At 61.3% G+C, this 21,196-nt stretch carries 20 protein-coding genes, 1 tRNA gene and 5 pseudogenes; 15 read left to right on the top strand and 11 right to left on the bottom strand.

The genetic code is table 11. The features are described from left to right. Window positions 1–219 precede the first annotated feature (219 nt). From AC3A4H_RS23250 to AC3A4H_RS23235, 4 genes are all read left to right on the top strand, one after another. A complete protein-coding gene (locus AC3A4H_RS23250) occupies window positions 220–690 on the top strand; it encodes a metallophosphoesterase family protein (protein WP_487768826.1) in 471 nt (156 codons plus the stop codon). A gap of 1,011 nt (window positions 691–1,701) precedes the next feature. After that, a complete protein-coding gene (locus tag AC3A4H_RS23245; protein ID WP_487768825.1) occupies window positions 1,702–2,163 on the top strand; it encodes a hypothetical protein in 462 nt (153 codons plus the stop codon). 55 nt (window positions 2,164–2,218) lie between these two features. Next, the gene (locus tag AC3A4H_RS23240; RefSeq protein WP_487768824.1) at window positions 2,219–2,887 is read left to right on the top strand and encodes an MFS transporter; all 669 of its coding nucleotides are present in this window, start codon (window positions 2,219–2,221) and stop codon (window positions 2,885–2,887) included. Next, window positions 2,884–3,435 (top strand): MFS transporter, encoded by a 552-nt coding sequence (locus tag AC3A4H_RS23235; RefSeq protein WP_487768823.1) that lies wholly within the window; start codon window positions 2,884–2,886, stop codon window positions 3,433–3,435. Before AC3A4H_RS23240 ends, AC3A4H_RS23235 begins: the two co-directional genes overlap by 4 nt. Before the next feature lie 146 nt (window positions 3,436–3,581). Here the strand turns inward: AC3A4H_RS23235 and AC3A4H_RS23230 are convergent. Further along, a pseudogene (locus tag AC3A4H_RS23230) lies at window positions 3,582–4,342 on the bottom strand (DUF1194 domain-containing protein). Between the two features lie 606 nt (window positions 4,343–4,948). Here AC3A4H_RS23230 and AC3A4H_RS23225 point away from each other — a divergent pair. Then, on the top strand, window positions 4,949–6,523 hold the full coding sequence (locus AC3A4H_RS23225) for a winged helix-turn-helix domain-containing protein (RefSeq protein WP_487768832.1): 1,575 nt from the start codon (window positions 4,949–4,951) through the stop codon (window positions 6,521–6,523). A 105-nt stretch (window positions 6,524–6,628) separates the two neighbouring features. On the opposite strand, the gene AC3A4H_RS23220 is transcribed toward AC3A4H_RS23225, so the two are convergent. Then, window positions 6,629–6,704 (bottom strand) — tRNA-Met (locus AC3A4H_RS23220). 223 nt (window positions 6,705–6,927) lie between these two features. Here AC3A4H_RS23220 and AC3A4H_RS23215 point away from each other — a divergent pair. Then, entirely contained in the window at window positions 6,928–7,110 is a 183-nt protein-coding gene (locus AC3A4H_RS23215; RefSeq protein WP_487768822.1) for a DUF3606 domain-containing protein, read from the top strand. A 421-nt stretch (window positions 7,111–7,531) separates the two neighbouring features. Here the strand turns inward: AC3A4H_RS23215 and AC3A4H_RS23210 are convergent, their stop codons facing one another. From AC3A4H_RS23210 to AC3A4H_RS23200, 3 genes are all read right to left on the bottom strand, one after another. Then, entirely contained in the window at window positions 7,532–7,741 is a 210-nt protein-coding gene (locus AC3A4H_RS23210) for a cold-shock protein (RefSeq protein ID WP_487768821.1), read from the bottom strand. Window positions 7,742–7,782: 41 nt separating this feature from the next. Beyond that, complete coding sequence (locus AC3A4H_RS23205; protein ID WP_487768820.1) at window positions 7,783–7,905, bottom strand: hypothetical protein; 123 nt, start codon at window positions 7,903–7,905, stop codon at window positions 7,783–7,785. Between the two features lie 220 nt (window positions 7,906–8,125). After that, on the bottom strand, window positions 8,126–8,371 hold the full coding sequence (locus AC3A4H_RS23200; RefSeq protein ID WP_487768819.1) for a hypothetical protein: 246 nt from the start codon (window positions 8,369–8,371) through the stop codon (window positions 8,126–8,128). A gap of 475 nt (window positions 8,372–8,846) precedes the next feature. On the opposite strand from AC3A4H_RS23200, the gene AC3A4H_RS23195 reads away from it, so the two are divergent. After that, on the top strand, window positions 8,847–9,260 hold the full coding sequence (locus AC3A4H_RS23195; protein ID WP_487768818.1) for a hypothetical protein: 414 nt from the start codon (window positions 8,847–8,849) through the stop codon (window positions 9,258–9,260). Between the two features lie 235 nt (window positions 9,261–9,495). Here AC3A4H_RS23195 and AC3A4H_RS23190 read toward each other — a convergent pair whose 3' ends face one another. The 3 genes and pseudogenes from AC3A4H_RS23190 to AC3A4H_RS23180 form a co-directional block, all read right to left on the bottom strand. Next, window positions 9,496–11,601 carry an alkyl/aryl-sulfatase gene (locus AC3A4H_RS23190; protein ID WP_487768817.1) on the bottom strand — a complete coding sequence of 702 codons (2,106 nt, stop codon included), beginning with the start codon at window positions 11,599–11,601 and terminating at the stop codon, window positions 9,496–9,498. A gap of 351 nt (window positions 11,602–11,952) precedes the next feature. Beyond that, window positions 11,953–12,275: pseudogene (locus AC3A4H_RS23185) on the bottom strand (YkgJ family cysteine cluster protein). A gap of 40 nt (window positions 12,276–12,315) precedes the next feature. Beyond that, window positions 12,316–12,519: a hypothetical protein gene (locus AC3A4H_RS23180; protein WP_487768816.1), complete on the bottom strand. Its 204-nt coding sequence runs from the start codon at window positions 12,517–12,519 to the stop codon at window positions 12,316–12,318. A 502-nt stretch (window positions 12,520–13,021) separates the two neighbouring features. Here AC3A4H_RS23180 and AC3A4H_RS23175 point away from each other — a divergent pair. The 6 genes and pseudogenes from AC3A4H_RS23175 to AC3A4H_RS23150 all read left to right on the top strand — a co-directional run. Continuing rightward, the gene (locus AC3A4H_RS23175; protein WP_487768815.1) at window positions 13,022–13,927 is read left to right on the top strand and encodes a DUF1259 domain-containing protein; all 906 of its coding nucleotides are present in this window, start codon (window positions 13,022–13,024) and stop codon (window positions 13,925–13,927) included. 289 nt (window positions 13,928–14,216) lie between these two features. Further along, on the top strand, window positions 14,217–14,498 hold the full coding sequence (locus tag AC3A4H_RS23170; RefSeq protein WP_487768814.1) for a hypothetical protein: 282 nt from the start codon (window positions 14,217–14,219) through the stop codon (window positions 14,496–14,498). A 123-nt stretch (window positions 14,499–14,621) separates the two neighbouring features. Then, complete coding sequence (locus AC3A4H_RS23165; RefSeq protein WP_487768813.1) at window positions 14,622–16,235, top strand: transposase; 1,614 nt, start codon at window positions 14,622–14,624, stop codon at window positions 16,233–16,235. A gap of 12 nt (window positions 16,236–16,247) precedes the next feature. Continuing rightward, window positions 16,248–17,129, top strand: coding sequence for a TniB family NTP-binding protein (locus AC3A4H_RS23160; protein WP_487768812.1), 882 nt, complete (start codon window positions 16,248–16,250; stop codon window positions 17,127–17,129). Then, entirely contained in the window at window positions 17,129–17,992 is an 864-nt protein-coding gene (locus tag AC3A4H_RS23155) for a TniQ family protein (protein ID WP_487768811.1), read from the top strand. Before AC3A4H_RS23160 ends, AC3A4H_RS23155 begins: the two co-directional genes overlap by 1 nt. A gap of 529 nt (window positions 17,993–18,521) precedes the next feature. Further along, window positions 18,522–18,980, top strand: a pseudogene (locus AC3A4H_RS23150) (fumarylacetoacetate hydrolase family protein); the annotation flags it as partial. 8 nt (window positions 18,981–18,988) lie between these two features. Here the strand turns inward: AC3A4H_RS23150 and AC3A4H_RS23145 are convergent. From AC3A4H_RS23145 to AC3A4H_RS23135, 3 genes and pseudogenes are all read right to left on the bottom strand, one after another. Beyond that, a pseudogene (locus tag AC3A4H_RS23145) lies at window positions 18,989–19,166 on the bottom strand (DDE-type integrase/transposase/recombinase); the annotation flags it as partial. Window positions 19,167–19,170: 4 nt separating this feature from the next. Then, window positions 19,171–19,296 (bottom strand): annotated as a pseudogene (locus AC3A4H_RS23140) (IS6 family transposase); the annotation flags it as partial. A gap of 455 nt (window positions 19,297–19,751) precedes the next feature. Further along, window positions 19,752–20,471 (bottom strand): SMC-Scp complex subunit ScpB, encoded by a 720-nt coding sequence (locus AC3A4H_RS23135; protein WP_487768810.1) that lies wholly within the window; start codon window positions 20,469–20,471, stop codon window positions 19,752–19,754. Window positions 20,472–20,733: 262 nt separating this feature from the next. Here AC3A4H_RS23135 and AC3A4H_RS23130 point away from each other — a divergent pair, with 262 nt between their 5' ends. Further along, a complete protein-coding gene (locus AC3A4H_RS23130) occupies window positions 20,734–20,988 on the top strand; it encodes a type II toxin-antitoxin system VapB family antitoxin (RefSeq protein WP_487768809.1) in 255 nt (84 codons plus the stop codon). Next, on the top strand, window positions 20,988–21,196 hold a 209-nt coding region (locus AC3A4H_RS23125), incomplete at its 3' end, for a PIN domain-containing protein (RefSeq protein WP_487768808.1). The genes AC3A4H_RS23130 and AC3A4H_RS23125, both read left to right, overlap by 1 nt.

Raw genomic sequence — 21,196 nt, 5'->3', positions numbered from 1 at the left:
TTCGGATATTGGACGTCCAGGCAGCAAGCTGCTGTCAATTGTCGCCGTAGCGCCATTCCATATCTAGAAGGAAGCGAGCGGCCGAGGGTCTGAGCCGAGGGGCTGATATTAATTGGCGTACTCTTGACGTCGTCCTCGTTATGGATGACCAAGGCAGACCGACGACTCCGCAGTCAGCATTCTCGCCAGTGCCAGCGAGGACTGATAGTTCTGGGCTCTATGAACATTCTCGGTGTGATCTCAGATACTCACGGCCTTCTGCGTGAGGCCGCTGTAGCGCGTCTCCAAGGCGTCGACCACATCGTCCATGCGGGCGACATTGGAAACCCCACCATCGTCGAGCGATTGGAACGTGTTGCGCCAGTCTCGGCAATTCGCGGCAATGTCGATGTCGAGCCGTGGGCGTCTGTGTTTCCAGATACCCTTCAAGTGACGCTGTTCGGGCAGAAGATATTCGTGATCCACGACCGAAAGGATATGACGTTTGCTCCAGCCAGGATGGGCATTAATCTCGTGATTTCTGGTCATTCTCATCGTGCCAGTATCGAGAGCCGCGATGACGTTGTTTATCTCAACCCGGGCAGTGCAGGCCCGCGCAGGTTCAGGCTGCCCATCACCTTGGCAAGGGTCCAGATCATCCACGGGCGATTGGTGCCCAAAATTTACGAGATCGCCTCAGATCTTCACTGAAGCCGTCAGCATGTCTGACAAGGGGCCGCCTCCGGACGGACCGCTTTCAAACATCAAAAATCGAAAAGCTGCCGTTGAAGGAGGGCTGATCTCAGCGACAGCTTCCGACCGCATTGTCGCCGTTCGGGGGCTTTCGTCGCCGCCCGAAACTTGCCATTCGTTTGGTTCCCCACGGACGGCAGAGCCGGGGCCGGAAGCGGACTGGCAGCTTTAGGCTGCAGATCTTCAAGAGCAAACGTTCAGGTCGGTACACCGATCGATCAGAAGCCCACTGCGTCGGGTCTGCGCCGCTGAAGGTCAAAGGCTAGAATGCGCTTCCGCCGACCTTCGGGTGTTGTTGGCGCTGTTTGAGGAAGCGGGCGAGAGCGCAACCGCGTCGTCGAACAATCTGTCGAAGGCTGCATTTGCAATGTTGCGAGCGCGCGCGCTCTGCGACGGCGGGCTAGTGGATGAGGCCCATCAAGTCTACCAGCAAATAAGGCGTTCACCCCTAATTGAGACAGGGGTTATCGCTTCCTTTTGCCGCCGGATGGCCGCTGGAAGGTCAGTATTGTTATGGTCTCACGGATGATCTCGAAAATCTTGCCGAACATGGCCACCTCCCCCGGGAGCCGCAGATGTTGAATTGCTGTGCAGCGTCAGCGTGAATCATCTCGCCGTCGGACGCCGGACCTACGGCCGTACACACGGCGGATCAGGCGTGGCCGGACATGGCATGCCCCGGATCGGCGGATTTGAGTGTCTCGAATTGCCGATTGGGAGCTGATGGAAAGATTCTGTCAGCCAATTGTTTGGCTGGTATTTGAACCGCGGCAGGTATCTGCAATTCATTGCGCGATCTTGCTTTAATCATCATAGGTAACCGCCGCCTTGCTTGTTTTATCGCTGTGCTTTTCACGAGCCGGTCAGCCACAACCAGCAATATTGGCTGTTTTCTTTTTGTCTACGATAAGAGTTGCTATAGGCGTTGCAGTGAAGAATATTGCCGCCGGGCACAATTGGAGGGGACCTATGGGCGAGGGTGAGATCGACGAGGCGGTCAGCCTCTACGATCGGGGAATCGAGCTTGCCGAGAAGGGAGCGGAATTTCACGTCTTCCTGCTTGTCCTCAAATGCTGCGCGTACGCTGCGGCCGACGAGCGTGCTTTGCTCGCCAAAACTTTGGCCTCGCTATATGCGGCGGATCCGGCGGTGCGGATGAAGGTCGGCCTGCTGTTTGCGCCAGCCCTGCCAGCGATGCTCGATCCAGAGCGCGCCGCCCAGATGTCCGGCAGCGGCATTGAGACGGCAGGTGCCCGGCTTAGCTATATCCACAATATCTCGGCACGGCATTTCAGGCAGGAGGCGCATCGCGCCAATCTGCTAAGAGGGCCGACCAGCCAGATCATCCGCCGCTTCGGTGCGGATGCACTGCCGCGGCGCCAAGCCCGAAGCCGTTGGCCGTGCCCGTATCCGCCATCGCGACATCGGTGACGCCGTGACCAGTGAGGGAGACATCAGAGAAGAAGGACCGGCATTCAGCCCGCCAATGCGACGCGCAGCCGTTCACCCGACTCTTCGGGCGGAACGTCTGCGGCTCTTCTCCATCCTTGCCATGCTCTATGTCGGGCAGGCCATTCCCGCCTTTCTCGTCGGCGCCGCGGCAATCCCCATCATGCGCGAACAGGGCGTGTCGCGCAGCGCCATCGGCTTTGTCGCGTTGCTCCTGGTCCCGATGCTGCTTCGCTTTTTGTGGGCGCCCTATGTCGACCGCATCAGACCGTTTGCGCGGGCGCATCGCGCCGGATGGGTCGGCCTGACGCAGGTTGCCATCGTTGCCCTGCTGATCGCGCTTTCCTTTGTTCAGCCTTCATCGGTCGCGCCATTCATGGCGATCGGGATGGCGATCGCCTTTCTGCTCGCGACGAACGATATCGCCGTCGACGGCTATGCCACCCGGATGCTCGCGCCGTCGGACAGGCCGGTCGGAAATGCCATACAGGGTGCCGGCGTCGCCGTGGGGGTTATCGTCGGCGGCTCGGGCGGGCTGATCGCCTATCAGCACTGGGGCTGGCAGGTGGCCGTGACGCTCGTCGCCGCCCTGTCACTCCTGCCGCTTCTCGCAGCGGCGATGATGGGCGACGACGGTGCGGAGGAAGCGCCCCAGACTAGGCGCGGGCGAGCCTGCGCGCCTTCTTCCGGCGGCCGGAGGCGGTGAAGATGCTTGGCGTGGCGCTGAGCTATCGATCGAGCGAAGGGCTGATGAGCGCGATGGCATCGCCTTATCTGGTCGACAATGGCGTGAGCCTGGACACGATCGGCTATCTGACCGGCGCTGCGGCTGCGGCGGCGGGAATTGCCGGCTCGGCGGTCGCGGCCTTGCTGATGGCGCGCCTCGGCGCGATGGCGACCCTCGGCCTGCTCGGCCTTTTGCGCACGGGCTGCTATCTCTGGTTCGCCCTGCATGCGCTGGGATTGGTTTCGGGAAATGCCGGGCTTTTCGCCGCCGCCGGCTTCGAGACGCTGGTGCGCGCCATGGAAATCGTGGCGATGTTCACGCTCTTCATGATCGTCTCGTCCAAGGCACAGCCGGGGACGGACTATTCGATTTTGTCTTGCGCCCAGGTCCTTGTCTATCTCGTCGGCTGGGCGAGCGCCGGTGTGATCGCCGACAGGTTGGGCTACGGCCCGCTGTTCAGCCTGGCTACGGCGATTTCCCTCCTGTCGATTGCGGTCAGCCTCCGGCTGCTGACGAGCAAGATCTGACAAGTTTTGCGCCGTCCGCAGGAATTCCTACTTCCAAATACTGGCGTCAATGTCGTGTTGGCACTGCCGTGACAACCACGGCGTGTAACACTCGAAGAGCTAGGTTCAAATCCCTTGGCAGATCTCAGTGCCAACAACTCCTTCGGTCAGCCCGAAACCGAACTCCGGGCCACCTCGCGGGCACTGATCTCAAGGATCAGTTTCTGCCGAAGGGTCTTCGGATACTCGCTTGCCGTGCCCGCCGCGACGACGAATGAACCCGGACCGGTGATGACCTGTTCGTAGAGATAGCCAGGGAGGTCGCCAGTGATCCCGGGTTCTTCCAGCGAGATCGCGATGCCGTTAATGATGTACCCTGCTTCCGAGGCCCGATCCCGGCTTTCGATCACTGGCATCCCGTCGTTGTTGGTGCCGTTGGCCGACACATCGATTACTTTGCGCGCAGCATGGCCCGGATAACGTTCCAGCAGCAGGCCACTGGCATCAATCGCGAATGAAAGCGACGTGCGCCCACGCCCACGGCGCTCCCGCCCGTCGCTTCCGTGTTGACGAATCTGATCAGCCGCGCCTTGCGCGTCCTCTGCGCTGCAGAGGCGGGTCCACGGCACCGTCCGACGCTGGACCACTCGACATAGCTTATGGCAATGCAGCCAATCGGCCCGCTGCGGATGGCAGCGGCGACTTCGGCAGATTTCAGGGCCTCCACGTGCCCCTGCAACTGGAGCTCTGCCGAGTCCGTGTCGATGGAAGAAGACTGATCAACAGCGAACACGATCGCAACGTCGACCGCATCGCTATCCGCTGCACTGGCCGAACACTGAAGCGAGGCCGTGCCAAGCAAGGCCGCGGCGAACGCCAACACGCCCAAGTGAATTCCCGGCCAAGAACCTGTTTCTCCGCGCGCCATGGCTGCGACCCGGATCAGCGCGGAGGACACTCGGTCCGGCGGCGGCCCGCATCGTGGCGGACACCGGATGGTGACCTGAACATCATCAGGTCGCGAAGCAGTTCGGATATTTGTCCCCACCGGGATCGCGCCATGAGAGCCTCCTTTGCCCAATGTCGGCGACTAGTAGGGGGCAACTGTTGCGCCAATATTTGATCTTGCGAGGGCCAGGACCCGTAACGGCTGGCATTGAGGCAGACTGGGCAGGACATGCTCGCAGTTGCTCGACCGCACAGTCTGCTGTCTTCCCTCATCAGGGCGGGCGGCAGTACCCCGAGCGGGCGGAACGTCGCATCAGCCCGCATTCTGCCGGCGCTGCCCTGCTTATGATGGTCAAACCGTAGCCACCGAGCCCCTCCCGAGCTTCCTTCTGCTCTCGAGGCACTGGGACTGCCCAGCGCAGGCGCGCATCACGGAATCTGGGACTGAACAGGAACAAGTCTAAAGCATCACGAAGCAGTTCGCTTTATTTGCACCGAACATCATTGCACCTCCACCAAAGAAGTTATGTGATCGGTAGTATGCAATTGTTGCGTCAACATCTGATCTGGATAGCTTGCTATCGTGATGGTTTTTCTTGAGGTGGATGGCAGATTTGCAGGTCAAACGCTTTCGTGCATCGAGTTTCACGCCGACATGCTGTCGGCCCGACGCAGTGACGGCACAGAACTCCGCTTCACCCGCAACGAACGGGCCCTGCTGGTCAATTTCGTCGCCTCTCCCGGGCAGTTGCTGACGCGTGCAAGACTGGCCGAGGCCCTCAGCAGGGACGGCACGCAGACGGGAGACCGCAATGTCGATTTCGTCGTCAATCGGCTGCGCGCACGGCTGGGTGACAATGCCCGCACGCCACGCTTCATCGCGACCCAATATGGCGAAGGCTACGTTTGGATTGCTGAACCGCCGACGGATGGGCATGAGCATGCGTTCCTGATCATAGGACCAGTATATGGGATGCATCCCCCCTCTGGACTTGACGCCAGAGTGCTTGACGCCCTGTCCGCCGAACTGCGCAAGTCACTCGGCAGCTTCAAGGCGGTCGCCTTGAAGCTCCGATGGGACTGCAATGCGGCTGCGGGAAAGGTGGACTATTTTCTCGAAGCAAGCTTTCACGCCGAGGGCGCGGTCCTCCATGCCGCTTTCGTGCTCCGGCACGCCCCCACGCGCAACATCCTCGGAGCGATCCGTGCGCAGATAACAGAATCCGAGTTTTTGCAGGCAGCGACCAGTGCCGCGGCACAGATAAGAAAGGTCATCTGGTCTCATCGCGCGCTTCCGGTAGGCCTGGATGTCGCCCCATCCGATACGCCGCTGCATCTGCGCATCCACGATGCTGCCATGATCCTCGGAAGATCGCCGGAGAGCTGGCGGGAGAACGAAGCTCAGCTCATAGAAGCACGATCAGAACGTCCCGATGACCCGATGCTCGCGATCATGTGGGGACTGACCCTCTACGCCAAGCTGCTGATGCAGCCGATGCGCGACAAGCTTTCAGTCGAGGCATGGAGAAGGACCGAGGACGAGATAGAAGACCTGGCCTTTGACACATTGCCCAAGGTCCAGAATCATCCGCTTCTGGTGCTTGCGGTCGCCAAACTGCTCATGTTCATAGGCCGCGGGCACATGGACCTGGCGGAAAGGCTTGCCTACGAGGCTTTCGAAAAGAGCACGGCGTTCGCCGCTGCTTTTGCCACGTTGGGCCAAATCCGGATGTTTCAGGGGGCGATAGACCAGGCGCTGGAACTCTACGACAAGGCGATTGAACTGTCGGAACGGGGAAGCGAGTTCCACACCTATCTGCTGGCGCTGAAGTGCACCGCCTTGCTCGCCGCAGATGACCGTGCTGGCCTGGACCGTGTCTGCACCGAACTGTATGCGCTGCGGCCACTCGCCCGCATCCAGATCGGTTTCTACGTCACCCCGGCCCATGTGGAATGGCTCCCGCCCGATCTGGATGCGGTGCTTGACAAGTTCAGCGAGGAGCAAGCGCGGCGCAGCATCGAATATCTCTACAACCTGTTGGCCCGGCATTTCCGGGAACGAAATCATCGCCGCAACGTCATGCTCAACCTCGCGACGCACATGACGAGGCGTTTCGGTCTTGGGGTGGTCCCGGAGGAAGTCGCCGAACTCGTGGGCTAAAAGGTATGACTTTCTTGGAGTCGTATCGCGCTCTAAGTTTTTTCGCACGCGTATTGCCCTTTCACCCGCATGTAACGACAGCGGCCAAGTCGCATTGCCTCGCGATGGTTGCAGCGGCCGGACTTGAACCGGCGATCTCCTGGATATGAACCAGACGGGATGACCGTTTCCCAACGCTGCTGAACTAATCTGCGCCGGCCGCGTTGGCGTAGAAGCTGCGGGCCGTGTCAACCGGGCCTGACGGTACGGTGAACAGGACAGTCTTTTTCCCGGTTTCTCTTCCTGGCCAACGAAATGGCAGACGAGCGCCTTATCCCGTCCGGCCCGCAGCGCCTCACTGCCTACCAATTTTCGGGATATGCGCCATGTTGTGCCAGTGGGGTATTTCCGACTGGAGGAACAGAATGGTCGATGACAGGATGAAGAGAAGCGCCCAGGATCGCCGCAGGGTATCTGTGAGCGAGCCTTACGAGGTGAATTACTTCGCTCGAAAGCATGGCCTGTCGAGGGATGTCGCGCTTGAGATCATCAGGCAGGCCGGTGGCGACAGAGAGAAGGCCAACAAGCTGGCGGAAGCGAAGAAGTAGCAGCCGCTAACCTGTCAGCGTCTAGTTGCTGCCTCGGGCAGGCGGCCTCGCTCGGCGTGCCATCCACCCTGCCCATCACGCCGAGCCCTCGATCGCTTCGAGGGGTTTGCCTGACTGGCGGTCCCTTTCCGTTCTGGGCATGATCGCAGTGCCGCTGGGATGATTGTGCGAGAGAGCAATCATTACTTTGGCCTCCATGGGACCCGCGTTGGACCGTCCCTCAGCGGTCCGGCGCGGGCTTTAGTGCGCAGGACAAAAAAGGGAGAGCCGCTGTTTGGGCGGTGCCAACTGGCCGGATAGGGTCGTCATCTCCATTCGTAATCGTCAAACGAAAAAGGTCGGGAAAACTCCCGACCCTCTCCTAGGCGCTTCACCGACCAGTGCCAGTACATCCGTGGTCAAAGACCGGAAGCGCTGTCTCTCATGCCACCTGAAGGTTGTCGGCCGCACTCTTGCCGCTACGACGATCCGCCACGATATCGAAGCTCACCTTCTGACCCTCAGCCAGTGAGCGCATGCCAGACCGTTCGACCGCAGAAATGTGGACGAAAACATCCGGGCCGCCCTGATCCGGCGTGATGAAGCCAAAGCCTTTGGTCGAGTTGAAGAACTTTACTGTTCCGGTTGCCATCAGATTTCCCTCCAAATCGGAATACAGATGTATGCCAAACATCAGTGGTCGAAATTAAGAAGGAAGATCGTCTGGGGCCAGCGCACAGAAACAATGTCCGTCAACAAGATCGACACGAAAACATAGGCGCAAAGCAGAATGTCGGCAAGGCTTTCACCGGTCATTGTCTAGACTCTTGCCCGTCGGCAACAAGGCTCCCCCTAAACGCTTATCGCTATAGAACTAGCACTCATGATTGCCACGTGTTTCTTGACACCTAGGTCCCTGCCGGGTTTTTCCTGACTGGCTGCCCTGTTGCAGTTTTGGCATCATCATGCCGCTGTCAACTTAGGGCGAGAGAAGTGCGATCTCCTGCCAACCCGCGTTGGACCGCCGACGAGCTGTTCAACGCGGGCTTACATTTGCCTTCAGATTTCGACGCTGCCGCTCAGTCCTGATCCGCGGGACTGGCGGCTTGTCGGAGCGCCGGCCACCCGGTGCATACCCGTCGCGGTGCAATCGGATTGTCAGCTTCAGGATCTCGTCCAGGCCTCGGCCGCCGATCGCGTAGAGCGACAAGATTCTTGCCGCCACTTCGTTACGACAAGCGGGGTCGTCGCTGTCCAGCGCCTGCAAAATCCGCTTGCGCATTTCCGACCTTCGTCGAAAGGGCGGCTTGTCCAAAGCGCGACTTACATCAGGCGAGCCTTATGGTGACCGCTTTGCGCCCGATTTCGGCCGTTCATCCACCTTCGGGAATTCCTGAAAGCGGAAAGTCTGCTCAGCGGACCGTCGCCAGCATTGGGTGCAGACGAGCTGACATAGCCCGGCAAGCTCGCGCAAGATTCGCATGGGTTGGGCAGTGCTTACCTGAGGAAGCAGACCGCTGCGGCCGTCAGTAGGAAAGCTTGTAAGCGTTGAGCTGGCCTGTCAGGTCAGTTTAGAGCCAATTGATGTGGGGTAACTTTATGGTGACCTGCATTGCTCTACAAGCTATTTATTATCATCAATCTTTTTGGGGCTAGTTCCCACTATCGTTAGAGCGCGAGTCCTGACGCGTGCCTCTGCCACTGTTTCGCGGATCAGTGATTCTGCGTACTAGGGAGTGTGCCGCAAGGAGGTGGAGTTGTTCAACCGATTTCTTTTGGTGCTTCTGCTGCTTGCGAGCAACACCAGCGCCCGCCCTGCTTCGAAACCATACCCTTTCGAAGGTGCATGGGCAGAAACCAGTAGGAATGAGGATTGTATCCGCGCGGGCGATGAGGAGAACGTCTTTGAGTTTGACGACGATTTCTTCAAGACCCCACTGCATATCTACAGGCTTATCGACATCAGCTTTAACTTGGGTGAATACACGGCCAGATACTTCATGGTGGATGAGGATCGTGGCGGTTTACTTGATATGAACAGGACCGTATCAATCAGGGTTTCAGGCGACAGAAAGAGCCTGTCTATGACGTTCACCGAGAAAGAGACGGGCGAAAGGCACGAGATCAAAATGACCAACTGCTCGGTGTTCGGGGCCGGCAAACCCTTTTAGGGGAGCCTATCCAGCACTGGAGGAGCGCTCAAGCTTGAAGAATGCTATTTGGCGGCAGGGGCGGCGTGGGGCGCGATCAGCACCGCGCCGCCCTACCCTGGCACCCTGCACCGATCGCGGCTGTACGCGGCGGCTAAGCGGCCTCCGCGCGCTCCGGCAGCCGCTCCACGTTCGCAGTAGCGGCGATGAGCGGAGCCAGTCGGCAATCACAATCGGTGCGGCCTTCTAGCTAAGCTTATTCCGCGATGATCTTTTCCGGCACGGCCTCGTATGGATCAATATGGGCGACGGATTCCGCGCCTGACTTGGTGCCCGGCATGATTTCGAAGCGGGGATCGAAATCGATCATCGTGGCGGCAAGTTTTTGGAGGACGCTCGCGTCGCCCTCGACCTTCGCCGTTCCCTCGGCGATCTGCTCGTCCAGCGTGCTGGCGCCCGTCATCGTCTGCTCCAGATCGGACCGATTGATGGTCAGCGTGAGGTCCGGGTGTGCCGCACGAAATCCCTTGATGTTGGTCAGCGTCGCGTTCTCCATCTCGACAATGAAGCTCTCGCCGGTGTCGGGCGTCACGAGATTGATGGTGAAGCGCAGGCCCTCGGCCTTGCGACTGTCCATTCGGATGCCGAGGAAGTTCAGGAATAGCTCCGTCGACATGGCGCGGATGACATCGGGGCTGCTGGAATTCGTCGCCTCGCCCTGCGGGATGCCGGAACGCAGCTCGTAGGCTGCGGCGAGGAAGCTGTTGCGCAGTCCCGGGTTCTCCTGCTGGTAGCCGATCTGCTCGAAGACGTCGGCGAGCAGTTCCTTGGCTGCCGCATTGTCGGGTTCGGCCTGGACGAGCTTGTTCAGGATTTCCGTGGCCAGCAGATATTGGCCAGCATCGTGCAGTTCGCGGCCGCGTGCGAGAATCTTCTCAGGCCCGCCCATCATCTCGACATAGAGCGGCGCGGAATCTGCCGGAGACAGCGGGATCAGCGTTGCCGGGTTGCAATCCCAGAAGCCGAGATAGCGCTGGATGACCCCGCGCGCATTGTGCTGCGGCGAGCCGTGATAGCCGCGGCAGAACCACTTGTTCTCCAGCCCCCGCGGCAGCTCATAGACATTGTGCACCTGATTGATCGTAATGCCCTGATTGGCCAGGTGCAGCACCTGGTTGTTCATGTGGGCATAGAGGTCGCGCTGGCCGCGCAGCACCTCCTGCACGCGCTCGTTGCCCCAGCGCGGCCAGTGGTGCGAGGCGAACAGCACCTGCGCCTCGAGCCCGAAGCGGTAAAGCGCCTCGGCAATGTATTTCGACCAGGCAAGCGGATCGCGCACCTGCGCGCCGCGCAACGTGTAGATGTTGTGCAGGGTGGCGGTCACGTTCTCCGCCATCCAGAGCGCCTGCATGTCGGGGATGTAGGTGTTCATCTCCCGAGGCGCCTCGGTGTTCGGCGTGTTCTGGAAGACCATGCGCACGCCATCGACGTCGAACTCCTCTATGGGCTCTCTGACAAGGCGGGTCGGCGCGATCAGGCCCGTGGCGCCGGCGGAGACCCCCTGGCCGAGCCCTTGCCCGACATAGCCGTGCGGGGCGGCCGGCAGCAGCAGGCCATACTGGAAGAAGAGCCGCCGGTTCATCGCGTTGCCGGCATAGACGTTTTCGGAAACCGTGAAATCCATGAAGTCGAAGGGCGCAATGACAGCGATCCTGCCCGAGCGCACATCCGCCTCGTCGAGCAGTCCGCGCACGCCGCCCCAATGATCGCCATGGGTGTGGGAATAGATCACGGCAGAGACCGGCAGGCCCTCGCCCTTGTGCTCCTGGAACAGCTTCCAGGCCGCGCGCACCGGCTCGGCGCTGACGAGAGGGTCGAAGACGATCCAGCCGGTCTTGCCGCGCACGAAGGTGATGTCGGAAAGGTCGAAGCCGCGCACCTGGTAGATGCCGGGGATCACCTCGTAGAGGCCGTAGTTGTTGTTCAGGCGGGAGATGCGGTGCAGCGAGGGGTGGATGCTGTCGAACTCCTCCTGCTGGTCGAGGAATTGGAAGCGCTCCATGTCCCAGGCGACGTGACCGGCATCTGCCGCGATCGTCATCTGCTCCATCGGTGCGATAAGGCCCCGGGCCTGCTCGTCGAAGTCGCGGGTGTCATCGAAGGGCAGCCCGGTTCGCGCCTGCCTCAGCACTTCGAGCGTGAATGTCGACGGCGCCTTGCCCTTTGGATGAAAATGTCCGTCGAGCGGCGCAGGTACCTCCTGAGCCCACGCAGGGCTTTCGTCGAGGCAGAGACGACCTGCCAAGGCGAAGGCAGTTCCAATGGCTGGGATGGACTGGATGAATGCTCGCCGCGATGTCATCGTCTCTCCCCCTTTTCGGCTGCCCGTCGCTCCAAGAGCGCCTGCCGAGAGGTCGTGCAAGCATTGAGATATAGGCAGGCCCGGACCTATCACCAGTAGGGCCTCGCGCTCAGCGTCCTCAGCAGGCACGGCTACGAGATGAGGGTAGATCACGCCTCAGCATGGCCGCCAAGAGCTGTGCCAAGTGCGCAGGAACGTCCCTTCTGCGATAACTCACCGTAGCTACCGACGGCGCAGCCTCGCTTTTATTGGCCATTGTCCGATCAAGGTGATCGCAGCGAAAGTCGCGGCTGAGTCATGCGGAGGGCAGCGTGGCCGGCGTCTGTCGGTACTTGCACGTGGTGAGAGAAGCTATGAATAAAAAGCCACGTGGGGCAGCCAACGGCTAAATGCGGCCATCAGGCAGTCATTGTCGCCTGGCATGCAGGCGCGACAAACGTCCGGGCGGATTTCATAGACCGCGCATGACGTCGATTTGCCCACCACGCAGACAAGCGCCGCGCAGCCGCGCCATGGCACAGCATGCCGCTTTCGTCGCCGGCGACATACTGGGCGGGTATCCAGTCGAGTTGGGCCTCGTCTTCGGTGGAAAATCGTGGCCACTCCGACGAGCAGGAGCAACAGGCGCCGCAGGACTGGCAGTCGAAGTTTTCACCGGGAATTGGTACGATCATCTGAACTTCAAAGCCGATCGGCTTCTTGTAGGCGAGGCTTTCAAAACAACGCTAATTCTCGACTTCCGCTTCCGCTTCGGCGCCGTGGGAATGGAGTTGAAAGGTCGGTTTTGACCGTCGCCGGTATTTCGCCAAGTCGTTCGGAGATGCGGCCTCGCGATCCATTGCTGCGCTTGTCGGGCGCCTTGGCCGTGATGGTGGCTGCGCCCTTCTCCTGATCTTTTGCGGCAATTTTGATGGCCATCGCGTTTTTCCTCGTGTCAGCCGGCCCGGCTGCGAAGCCGGCCGATCAATGCCGAAACCGCGGTGATGTTCGCTGGCCGAACGTCCGCGTGCTTGCTATGCCCGCGCGAAAGCGGTCATTCCGCTTCCCACCCGATCATGACACAGAGGACCGGCTGAAATCGACCGCATCTCGGCCGTTCCACGACCTCCGATCGAGCCGCTGAGCAGGGTGCTGTGACCGTTGTCCGGTAATTTGTCCCGTCGCCGCAATTCGGTGACGATGACAAGGTCGGCCTGAGAAGATGTTAGGGGGCCTCACCTGAGCTGCGCTCGACACCGATCCCGTTGCAGGCGTAGGATTTGTCTGGCGACGATGCGAAGCCAAGCCCTGCGAGAAAGCTGAGCGGGCGCTGTCCCTGCAACGCGCTCTATGCCTGGTCGGCCCTTTCCGGCGTGCCGCCGTCTTCGCGGCGCCTTCGGCCGAATTGACACCTGGAGAGGTGGGAGTACAGGAGTACACCATGCGTGCGAACATCATGGCTGGCCTGGCGTTTGTGGCCTCCCTCGGAGTTGTTCAGCCCGTCCTGGCGGCACCGGATTGGAAAGCAGTTGCGCAGGCGCTCGGGAAATCCGGCACCGAGCTGCCAGACGGGATCTACCGGATCGGGCTGCCCCGCTCGGACCTCAAGGTGACGCTTGACGGCATCGCCATCAAGCCGGCGCTGGCGCTCGGCTCCTGGCTGGCCTTCGAGCCTCAGGGCGACAGGGACTCCATGGTGATGGGCGACCTCGTGCTCACCCAGGACGAGGTCAGCCCGGTCATGAAGGCTCTCGCCGAGAACGGCATCGAGATCACCGGGCTGCACAACCACCTGCTGCGGTCGCAGCCTGCGACCATGTACATGCATGTGGAGGGCCATGGCGACCCCGTGACATTGGCACAGGCCCTTGGCGAGGCACTGGGCAAGAGCGGAACCCCGCTCAGCAGAGGCGCGTCGACCGCCGCTCCTGCCGGCGGGGCCGACGAGAAGCTCGACCTCGATACGGCAGCGATCGACCGGGAGCTTGGCCACAAGGGCAAGGCCAGCGGGGGCGTCTATCAGGTTTCGATTCCACGGGCCGATCCCGTGGCGGACGGCGGCATGCCGGTTCCGGGGGCGATGGGATCGGCCATCGCCATCAACTTCCAGCCCATCGGCGACGGCAAGGCGGCGACCACGGGGGACTTCGTCCTCACCGCCGAGGAGGTGAACCCCGTGATACGCTCCCTGAGGGAGAACGGCATCGAGGTGACGGCCCTGCACAACCATATGCTCGCCGACCAGCCGCGGCTGTTTTTTATGCACTTCTGGGCGCATGACGATGCCGGGAAACTCGCCAAGGGACTGCGCGCGGCGCTCGATCACGTGAGGGCCGCCAAGGGCTAAGGCTCGTCATGAAACGGTGCCTAAAAGAACCTCGATCAGGCTGGCCAGATCGAGCGCGGCGAGGACCGGACAACATCCGGGTCGACCGCCCGAACAACCGGGTGCCTGAGATCGACCGCCTGTTCCTAGCAGCGCGGACGGGCAAAAAGGGGGAGGTTATGGGCGTATCGGCCCACACCTTGAGAGGCAAAGGCGGAAAGAGATAGAGGCCGTGACCGGGGCTCGCGACAGCAAGGATTCGGACGGGATAGAAGCAAGCTCGGGGACGGGTGTGGGAAGCTATCCCGGCATGCGACGGTCTCCCGACGTCACGCGCGTCCAGGTCGCACGCTCCCTGCGCGCCTTTGGGGACGGCTATGTCGCAATCCTGCTGCCGATCCATCTCTCCCGCCTTGGCTACGATGCCTTCGCCGTCGGCCTGATCTCAACCGCCACCCTGTTGGGCTCCGCGCTACTGGTCCTGGCGGTCGGGCTGCATTCTCACCTGGTGGATAGGCGGCACGCCCTGCTTGGCGCGGCGCTCTTGATGGCCGTTGTCGCTTTCCATTTAATTGTGCGAATCCGACTTTAATGATTTCAGGAGGTTGCCCGATCACCTAATTTGAGAATGGCCATTTAATTTGATAATCTGACTTGGATTTTGTCACCTAATGTGAGAATCAGGTTCTCGATGTTTTTCGCTTCGTGAGCCTCCATGAACGATCCATTTCCCGACGAGATTGACGACGCACTTTGGGATGAAGCGTGCCGACGGGCTGATGCGATTCGTGAATTCCTGAAGCGCCGAACCGGCAATGCGACAGCCGCAGAGGTTGGCAAACTCGCCGTCGTGATGGGTGTCAGCCAAGCGACAGCATACCGGCTGATCAAACTGTTCCGCGCCAGCGGGGCCGTTCTGTCGCTGGTGGATCGCAAACGCGGACGCCCGGAGGGTCATCGGACTCTGGATGAGAGACGGGAAGAAATTGTCCGCGCGACGATCAACGCATACTATCTGAAGCGAACCCGGCCGACGGTTTCGCAGCTGGTACGTGACGTGCAGACGAACTGCATTTCTGTCGGGCTGAAACCACCGCATCGCCGAACGATAGCGGCGCGCCTTGCGGACATAGACCTTCAGAAGCGTGCCAAGCGACGCGGCGAACAGAAGATCGTCAAGGCGACGACGGCCGTTCCTGGAGTGTTCGACGCTGGCCGGCCCCTGGAGGTGGTCCAGATCGACCATACCAAGGCCGACGTCTTCGTCGTCGATGAGGAGACCCGGCAGCCGATTGGCCGACCCTGGCTAACCTTGGCGATGGATGTGTGCAGCCGGATGGTCACCGGCTTCCATCTTACCATGGACGCGCCGTCCCGGCTGTCGACCAGCCTGTGCCTGTTGCATTCAGTCTTCGACAAGTCGGCCTGGCTGCGAGAACGCGAGATTCGAGAGCCCTGGCCCGTTGCCGGCTTGCCGAACACGGTGCATGTCGACAATGGCCCGGATTTCCGCAGCCGGGCGTTCAAGAGAGGATGCCAGGACGCCGGCATCGCGATCGAGTGGCGGCCACCGGGTGAGCCTCGCTTCGGCGGGCACATCGAGCGTCTGATCGGCACGCAGATGGGTAAGCTGCACCTGCTGCCCGGGACAACATTCAGCAACGAACAGGATCTGGGGGAATACGACTCGAAGCGGCACGCGGCACTGACGCTGCGGGAACTCGAGCGGTACATCGCACTCGACATTGTCGGCTCCTATCATCAGTCGATCCACGGCGCCCTGGGCCGCCCGCCGATTGCGGTCTGGCGGGAACACGAGGGCGAGATCCCGCTTCGGCTGCCACCGGATCGGCTTCGCTTCTGGCTCACCTTCCTGCCTGAGCAGGAGCGCACCTTGCGGCCGACCGGGATTCATCTGTTCGGCCTGCGTTACTGGTCGGCGGCGCTCAGCGCCGACCTCGGGCGTTCTGACCGGCGCCTGCTTGTCAAATACGATCCACGCGACATGGCGCGCATCTTCGTTCGACGGCCGTCCGGAAACTTCGTGGACGCCCGCTATGCCGACGTGACGTTGCCTTCGATCACCCTGCACGAGGCGCTGACCGCACGACGCACCCTTCTGGCGAAAGGCCGCCGGGAAGTCGACACCCGCGCCATCGTCCGCACCGCCATCGCGCAGCGAGAATTGCTCGAGACGGCAACGAAGAAGACGGCAGCGGCACAACGCAAGACGGCTTCCGCGAAATCGAAGGTGGATGACCGGGGATGGGGCTCGCTCCGCGGTGTCGACTCCAGCAAACCTGTACCCTTTGTTGAGGATACAGATTGAGCTGGAGTGAATATGAAGAATGAAATCTCCCACCTCACCTCCGGCGCCGCGGCGCTGCTTGCCGAAACGGACGAGCGGCGCATTCGCGCGATACGATCACGCCGCTGGGTGCTCTACCCACGCGCCAAGCAGGCACTCGACCGGCTAAGCGCGCTCCTCGACCATCCACGTGGCACACGCATGCCGTCAGTCGCGATCTACGGCGACAGCGGCATGGGCAAGACCATGATCATGAAGCGGTTCCGCGACGAGCACCCGCCGAGCTTCAATCCGCTGACGGGCACGTTGAAGACACCGGTCCTGGCCATGGAAATGACCAGCCGCCCGGGCGAACGACGGTTCTACGCCGAACTCCTCACCCTTCTCGGCGCGCCTCAGCGGCCGCGTGCCGACATAGCCCAGATGGAGCAGGCGGCACTGCGAATCATGGGCGCGATCGGTGTGCAGGTGTTGGTGATCGACGAAGTGCACAACATCCTCGCCGGAACCTATCGCGAGCAGCGCATCGTTCTGAACACGCTTCGCTTTCTCAGCAATCGTCTGCAAATCTCGCTGGTTTGCTTCGGCGTCAACGAGGCACGGGAGGCCATCAGCGGCGACGTTCAGCTTGCCCGACGGTTCGAGCAGTTCACGTTGAGTCGGTGGGCTGCGAACGAACAGTTCGAAACCTTGGTAGCGTCGATCCTGCGCAATACGCCGCTGCGTCGGCCCTCGGTGCTTACGCCGAAATCGCTGCGACGGATTTTGCAGATCACCGAGGGTATCACCGCCAACATCTTCCACATGATCAACAGCCTCGCGGCCGACGCCATCGAGAGCGGCCGCGAGCACATTACTGACGAGGCGGTCGAGTGCTGGGAGCCAGAGTTCGATGCCGGGGCGGCATTCGCATAATGGAGAACACGCCGCCACGGCAATTGCCGGTGCGCTTGCCGCCCCATTCTGATGAACTCCTGTCGTCCTGGATCGGCCGGCACGCCGCCTTTTACTCGGTTCCACCGCTGGTCATGCTTCGGCATTGCCTGCCGGAGGCCCCCTCATTGCGAGCGGCCGATCTCCTACTGGGCAGTGATCAGGAAATACGCCTGGCCACCATGTTTGCCACCGAGCCGGCCGTGATGCGGCGAATGACCTTCGCAAATGTCGCGCAATCATCACATCGGCTCATCTCCCGTCGGCCGACGCAGGTCTGTACAAGCTGCAGCCCGGGACATACGGAGCCGGAGCCGATCCTGCGAAGCCAGCTTCTGGGGTGGCGCATTACGTGCCCTTTGTGCGGAAACCAACTCCGGGATGCCGGTAGGCGGGAAATCCCTTCCCGTTTCCGGCAATATTGGGGTGCCGCTCTTCATGGCGAAAAGCTGCTCGACGATGAAGCCGAACGTGGTATCGGAACCTGGATGTCGCCAGCCGACATTGCTCGGCTTCTCCTGATGCGACGCGTTCCAAGACCTATACCACGCGAGCACCCCCCTTGGCGCTTCCGGGTGCTCGGCGCAATCATTCCTGATCTCGACCGTGTCGTCGCCGCAGAACAGGAGAACCTGCCCACGCCTGCAAAGCCGATCCTGCCGCTTCACATGCGGCCCGCTCTTCTGGCGGGAATCGCCATCGTCGAGCGCGCTGGACCGGAGATGCTCGGAATGCTGCGTGGTCACATGATGGGTGACAATAGGGGCCGCTTCACTGACGCCGCCGAGAGCATGATAGCTCGAGCTCAAAGGTGGAAAGCTTCATCGCAGATGCACTTAATTTGAGAATCTGACGGCAAGGATTCTCACAATTAAAAGCCAAGCCTGAACCTAACCGGCGCATTCTTACAATTAAGTGCCAAGCGACATCCCGGTCACCACCAAGCAGTCCAGCATTTCACTGGCCCGTACCGAGGCGGATATCGATCCGCGTCGTCGATCACGGCAAGTGTGCTCAAGACCCTCTATTAAAACGTTTACGCCCCATTGGCTCGGACGTTGCGAGGGTCCTAGCTCGGCTCAACGATGACTGCGCGATACCGCGACCGCGCCCCGACGCCCCCAGGTGAGGATTGGACGGAACATCGCGGTCAACTGTGTCACGCCGGCGGCCGCGCGCACGCGCATTTTCGACCAGATGGCCCAGAGCCACATCCACTACATGCCGTCGCGCATCCCGCGTGGCCGCCTCCTCGAATTGAAGGAAGCTTCGGCGATGATCGCCTGGCCCCTAAGCGAGGAGAACACCTTCAACCCCGGAGCGGTCTTCAACCTTTCCGAGCGCCCACGTATTGATCAGCAAGGATACGACGACATGAAACTGGTACGATATGAAAAGCCCGGCATACTTGATGCGGACGGCGAGATCCGTGACCCGTCCGCCATCGTCGACGATATCGCAGGTGCGGTACTCGCGCCCGAAGTGTCGACAAGCTGCGGTCGCTCCCTCCGGTCGAAGGCGAAGTGCGTTACGGTCCCTCCGTCGGCCCGGTTGGCAGCCGATCCCGAGCGGGCCCGTGGTCTTCATGAAGGCGACGAGTGCAATTTGCGAACCAAACGCCACGGTCCTCATCCCGCGCGACTCCGCCAAGACCGATCGGGAAGTCGAGCGTGGCGTGGTCATAGGCAAGGGTGGCAAATATATCGAAGAGGCTGACGCGCTGTCGCATGAAGCCGGTTATTGCGTGGTCAATAATGTCTCGGAACGCGAGTTCCAGATCGCGCGCGGCGGTACCTGGGACAACGGCAAGGGGCGGACTCCTTCGGTCCGATTTATCGGTGCGGGACGAAGAGGTTTCGGGGAAGGCGGAGAAGATGGAGACGAAACGCTGCAGCCTTCCCGGCGACCGGAAGGCCTGCATCATCTGCCCCCGTTTTCGCAGCGGCACGTGCGAATTTTCCACCCGGTGTTCAGGCCCTTGTGCGACCAGTGTTCGACGTCCGGCATGACCTGCCGGCCATAGGCGTTCCAGAAGCATCTCCTCGACATGACGAAGATTGAGCGAAAATCGGAAATACAGCCACACCGCACGGGCGATGATCTGCGGTGGGAAACGATGGTGCTTGTAGCTGGCGGCGGGCGGGTTCACGCCGGCACGCTATGCACAAAGCGCTGACAACCGCATAATTTCATAACGCCCCCCCCCGTTTAACAGAGATGTTGAGCGCTACGAGAATTTGAAGAACTCCATGGCGAAATATCGACTGGCTTTAGATCAGCCCCGCCAAGATGCGTTGATCAACCTAGCCCCGGAACCCGAGGTGGTCGCGGAGCTGGCCAATCTGCAAAACTCGCTGAGGCCATTGACAACAATTTCAAATCTCACTTTTCGTTAGGCCTATTTTAAGAATTGCGAGCGCAGCATTGAACGCTGATACGCCCGGTAGCGTGCTCCTCGTCGTAAGCGGCTGAAGGCGGACATCGCCTACCTCTTCTAGGTCATGCGCCCCTACATTTTATGAATGATCGCGCGGGCGGCTGTTGATTCTGTGGCAACCGCCGCACATAACGGCAAGAACTCAGTCCTCCTCTAATATTTGCTCGTCACGTCCGGGCGCTCAGCAACCCCGCATCCTCGAGCGCCCCGAAATCCGGCAGGTCGCGCAGCGTCTCCAGGCCGAACGCCGAGAGGAACTGCCTCGTCGTCACGTAGCTGTAGGGCGCGCCGGGCGTCGGGCTTCTTGGCCCCGAGGCGAGGAAGCCGGCGGCGCGCAGCGCGCCGATCGTGTCGCGGCTGACCTCCTTGCCGAAGATCTTGCTGAGCTCGCCGCGGGTGACCGGCTGGGCAATGGCCATCAGCACCATCGCCTCGAACTCGGACAGCGCGGCATCGGCATGGTCGACCGCGGCGGCCAGCCGTTCGTCGCAGGACAGGCCGAGGCGATCAGCCAGTTCGGCGACGCCCTGCGCGGAAAAGCCGGGCTTTCGCGCCGACAGCCCTTTGAAGGCCAAGAATACCCTTCCCGCCGGGCCCGGATCGTCGCCCGGCGCGGTCAGAGCCACGGCGTCGCGCAAGCCCGCCTCGTCCTCGCTCCGGCCGAGCAGCCGGACGGCGGCCGTGGCGCATTTCAGCGCCTGGCGGGCGCGCCAGCAGCCGGACCAGACCGGGTCCATGCGGACGAGATCGTCGAGCGATTTCAGGGCGATGCCGGCGGCGAAGGCGGCCTCTAGCTCGCCGGCCGCGCGGCCGCGTGCCAGCGCCCAGTCGGGCACATGGGCGATGGGTGCGGCGGTCGAGGCGGGCGTGAGGCGAGCCGAATCCATGCCGGCCAGCCTAGCTGCGTCGTGCGGTTTTTGCCAGTCTTTCCGCTCCAAAACGCACAGCTTGTCTTTGCACCCTTATGACCGATAATCTTGCCTTATCATTCGTTGTGTTAATTCATGCATTGTCGTCGAGCAGACGCCCGAAAACCCCATCCCGCGACGCTCCGCTCGGTCACAGAGAACGCCCCGACTGGCGTGCAATTCGACGTCCGGCGTGCTATGTAGGTAGAATATAGACATTTAGGTAGACTGGAACTTCCCGATGGCACTAAGCATCAAGGATCCCGAGACCGAACGCCTCGCCCGCAGCCTCGCGGAACGGACGGGTGAGACGATCACGGTCGCCACCCGCCGCGCGCTCGAGGAACGGCTGCGTCGGCTCGGCTCCGACGCGCGCAAGGCCGCGCTGCTCGAAGATCTGGCCGCCAGCCGCCGGCGCTGGGGCAGCATGCCTGTCCTCGACACGCGCAGCGCCGACGACATACTTGGCTATGACGACAACGGGTTGGCTGGCTGATGGTCATCGACACATCCGCGATCGTCGCGATTGCCCAAAACGAGCCCGAAGCGCCGACCTTCGAACGCCTGATCGCCGACGATCCGGTGCGTCTGATCTCGGCCGCGACCGTGCTGGAGGCAGCCATGGTACTGGAGACGCGCTTTGGCGAACCCGGTGGGGTCGAACTCGATCTGTGGCTGGCAAGGGCGAACGTCGACATTGTCGC

This window comes from Pseudaminobacter sp. Soil_N_29 (assembly GCF_057656055.1).
The sequence above is the reverse complement of the archived record's forward strand: the minus strand, read 5'-3'. Positions and strand labels throughout refer to the sequence as shown.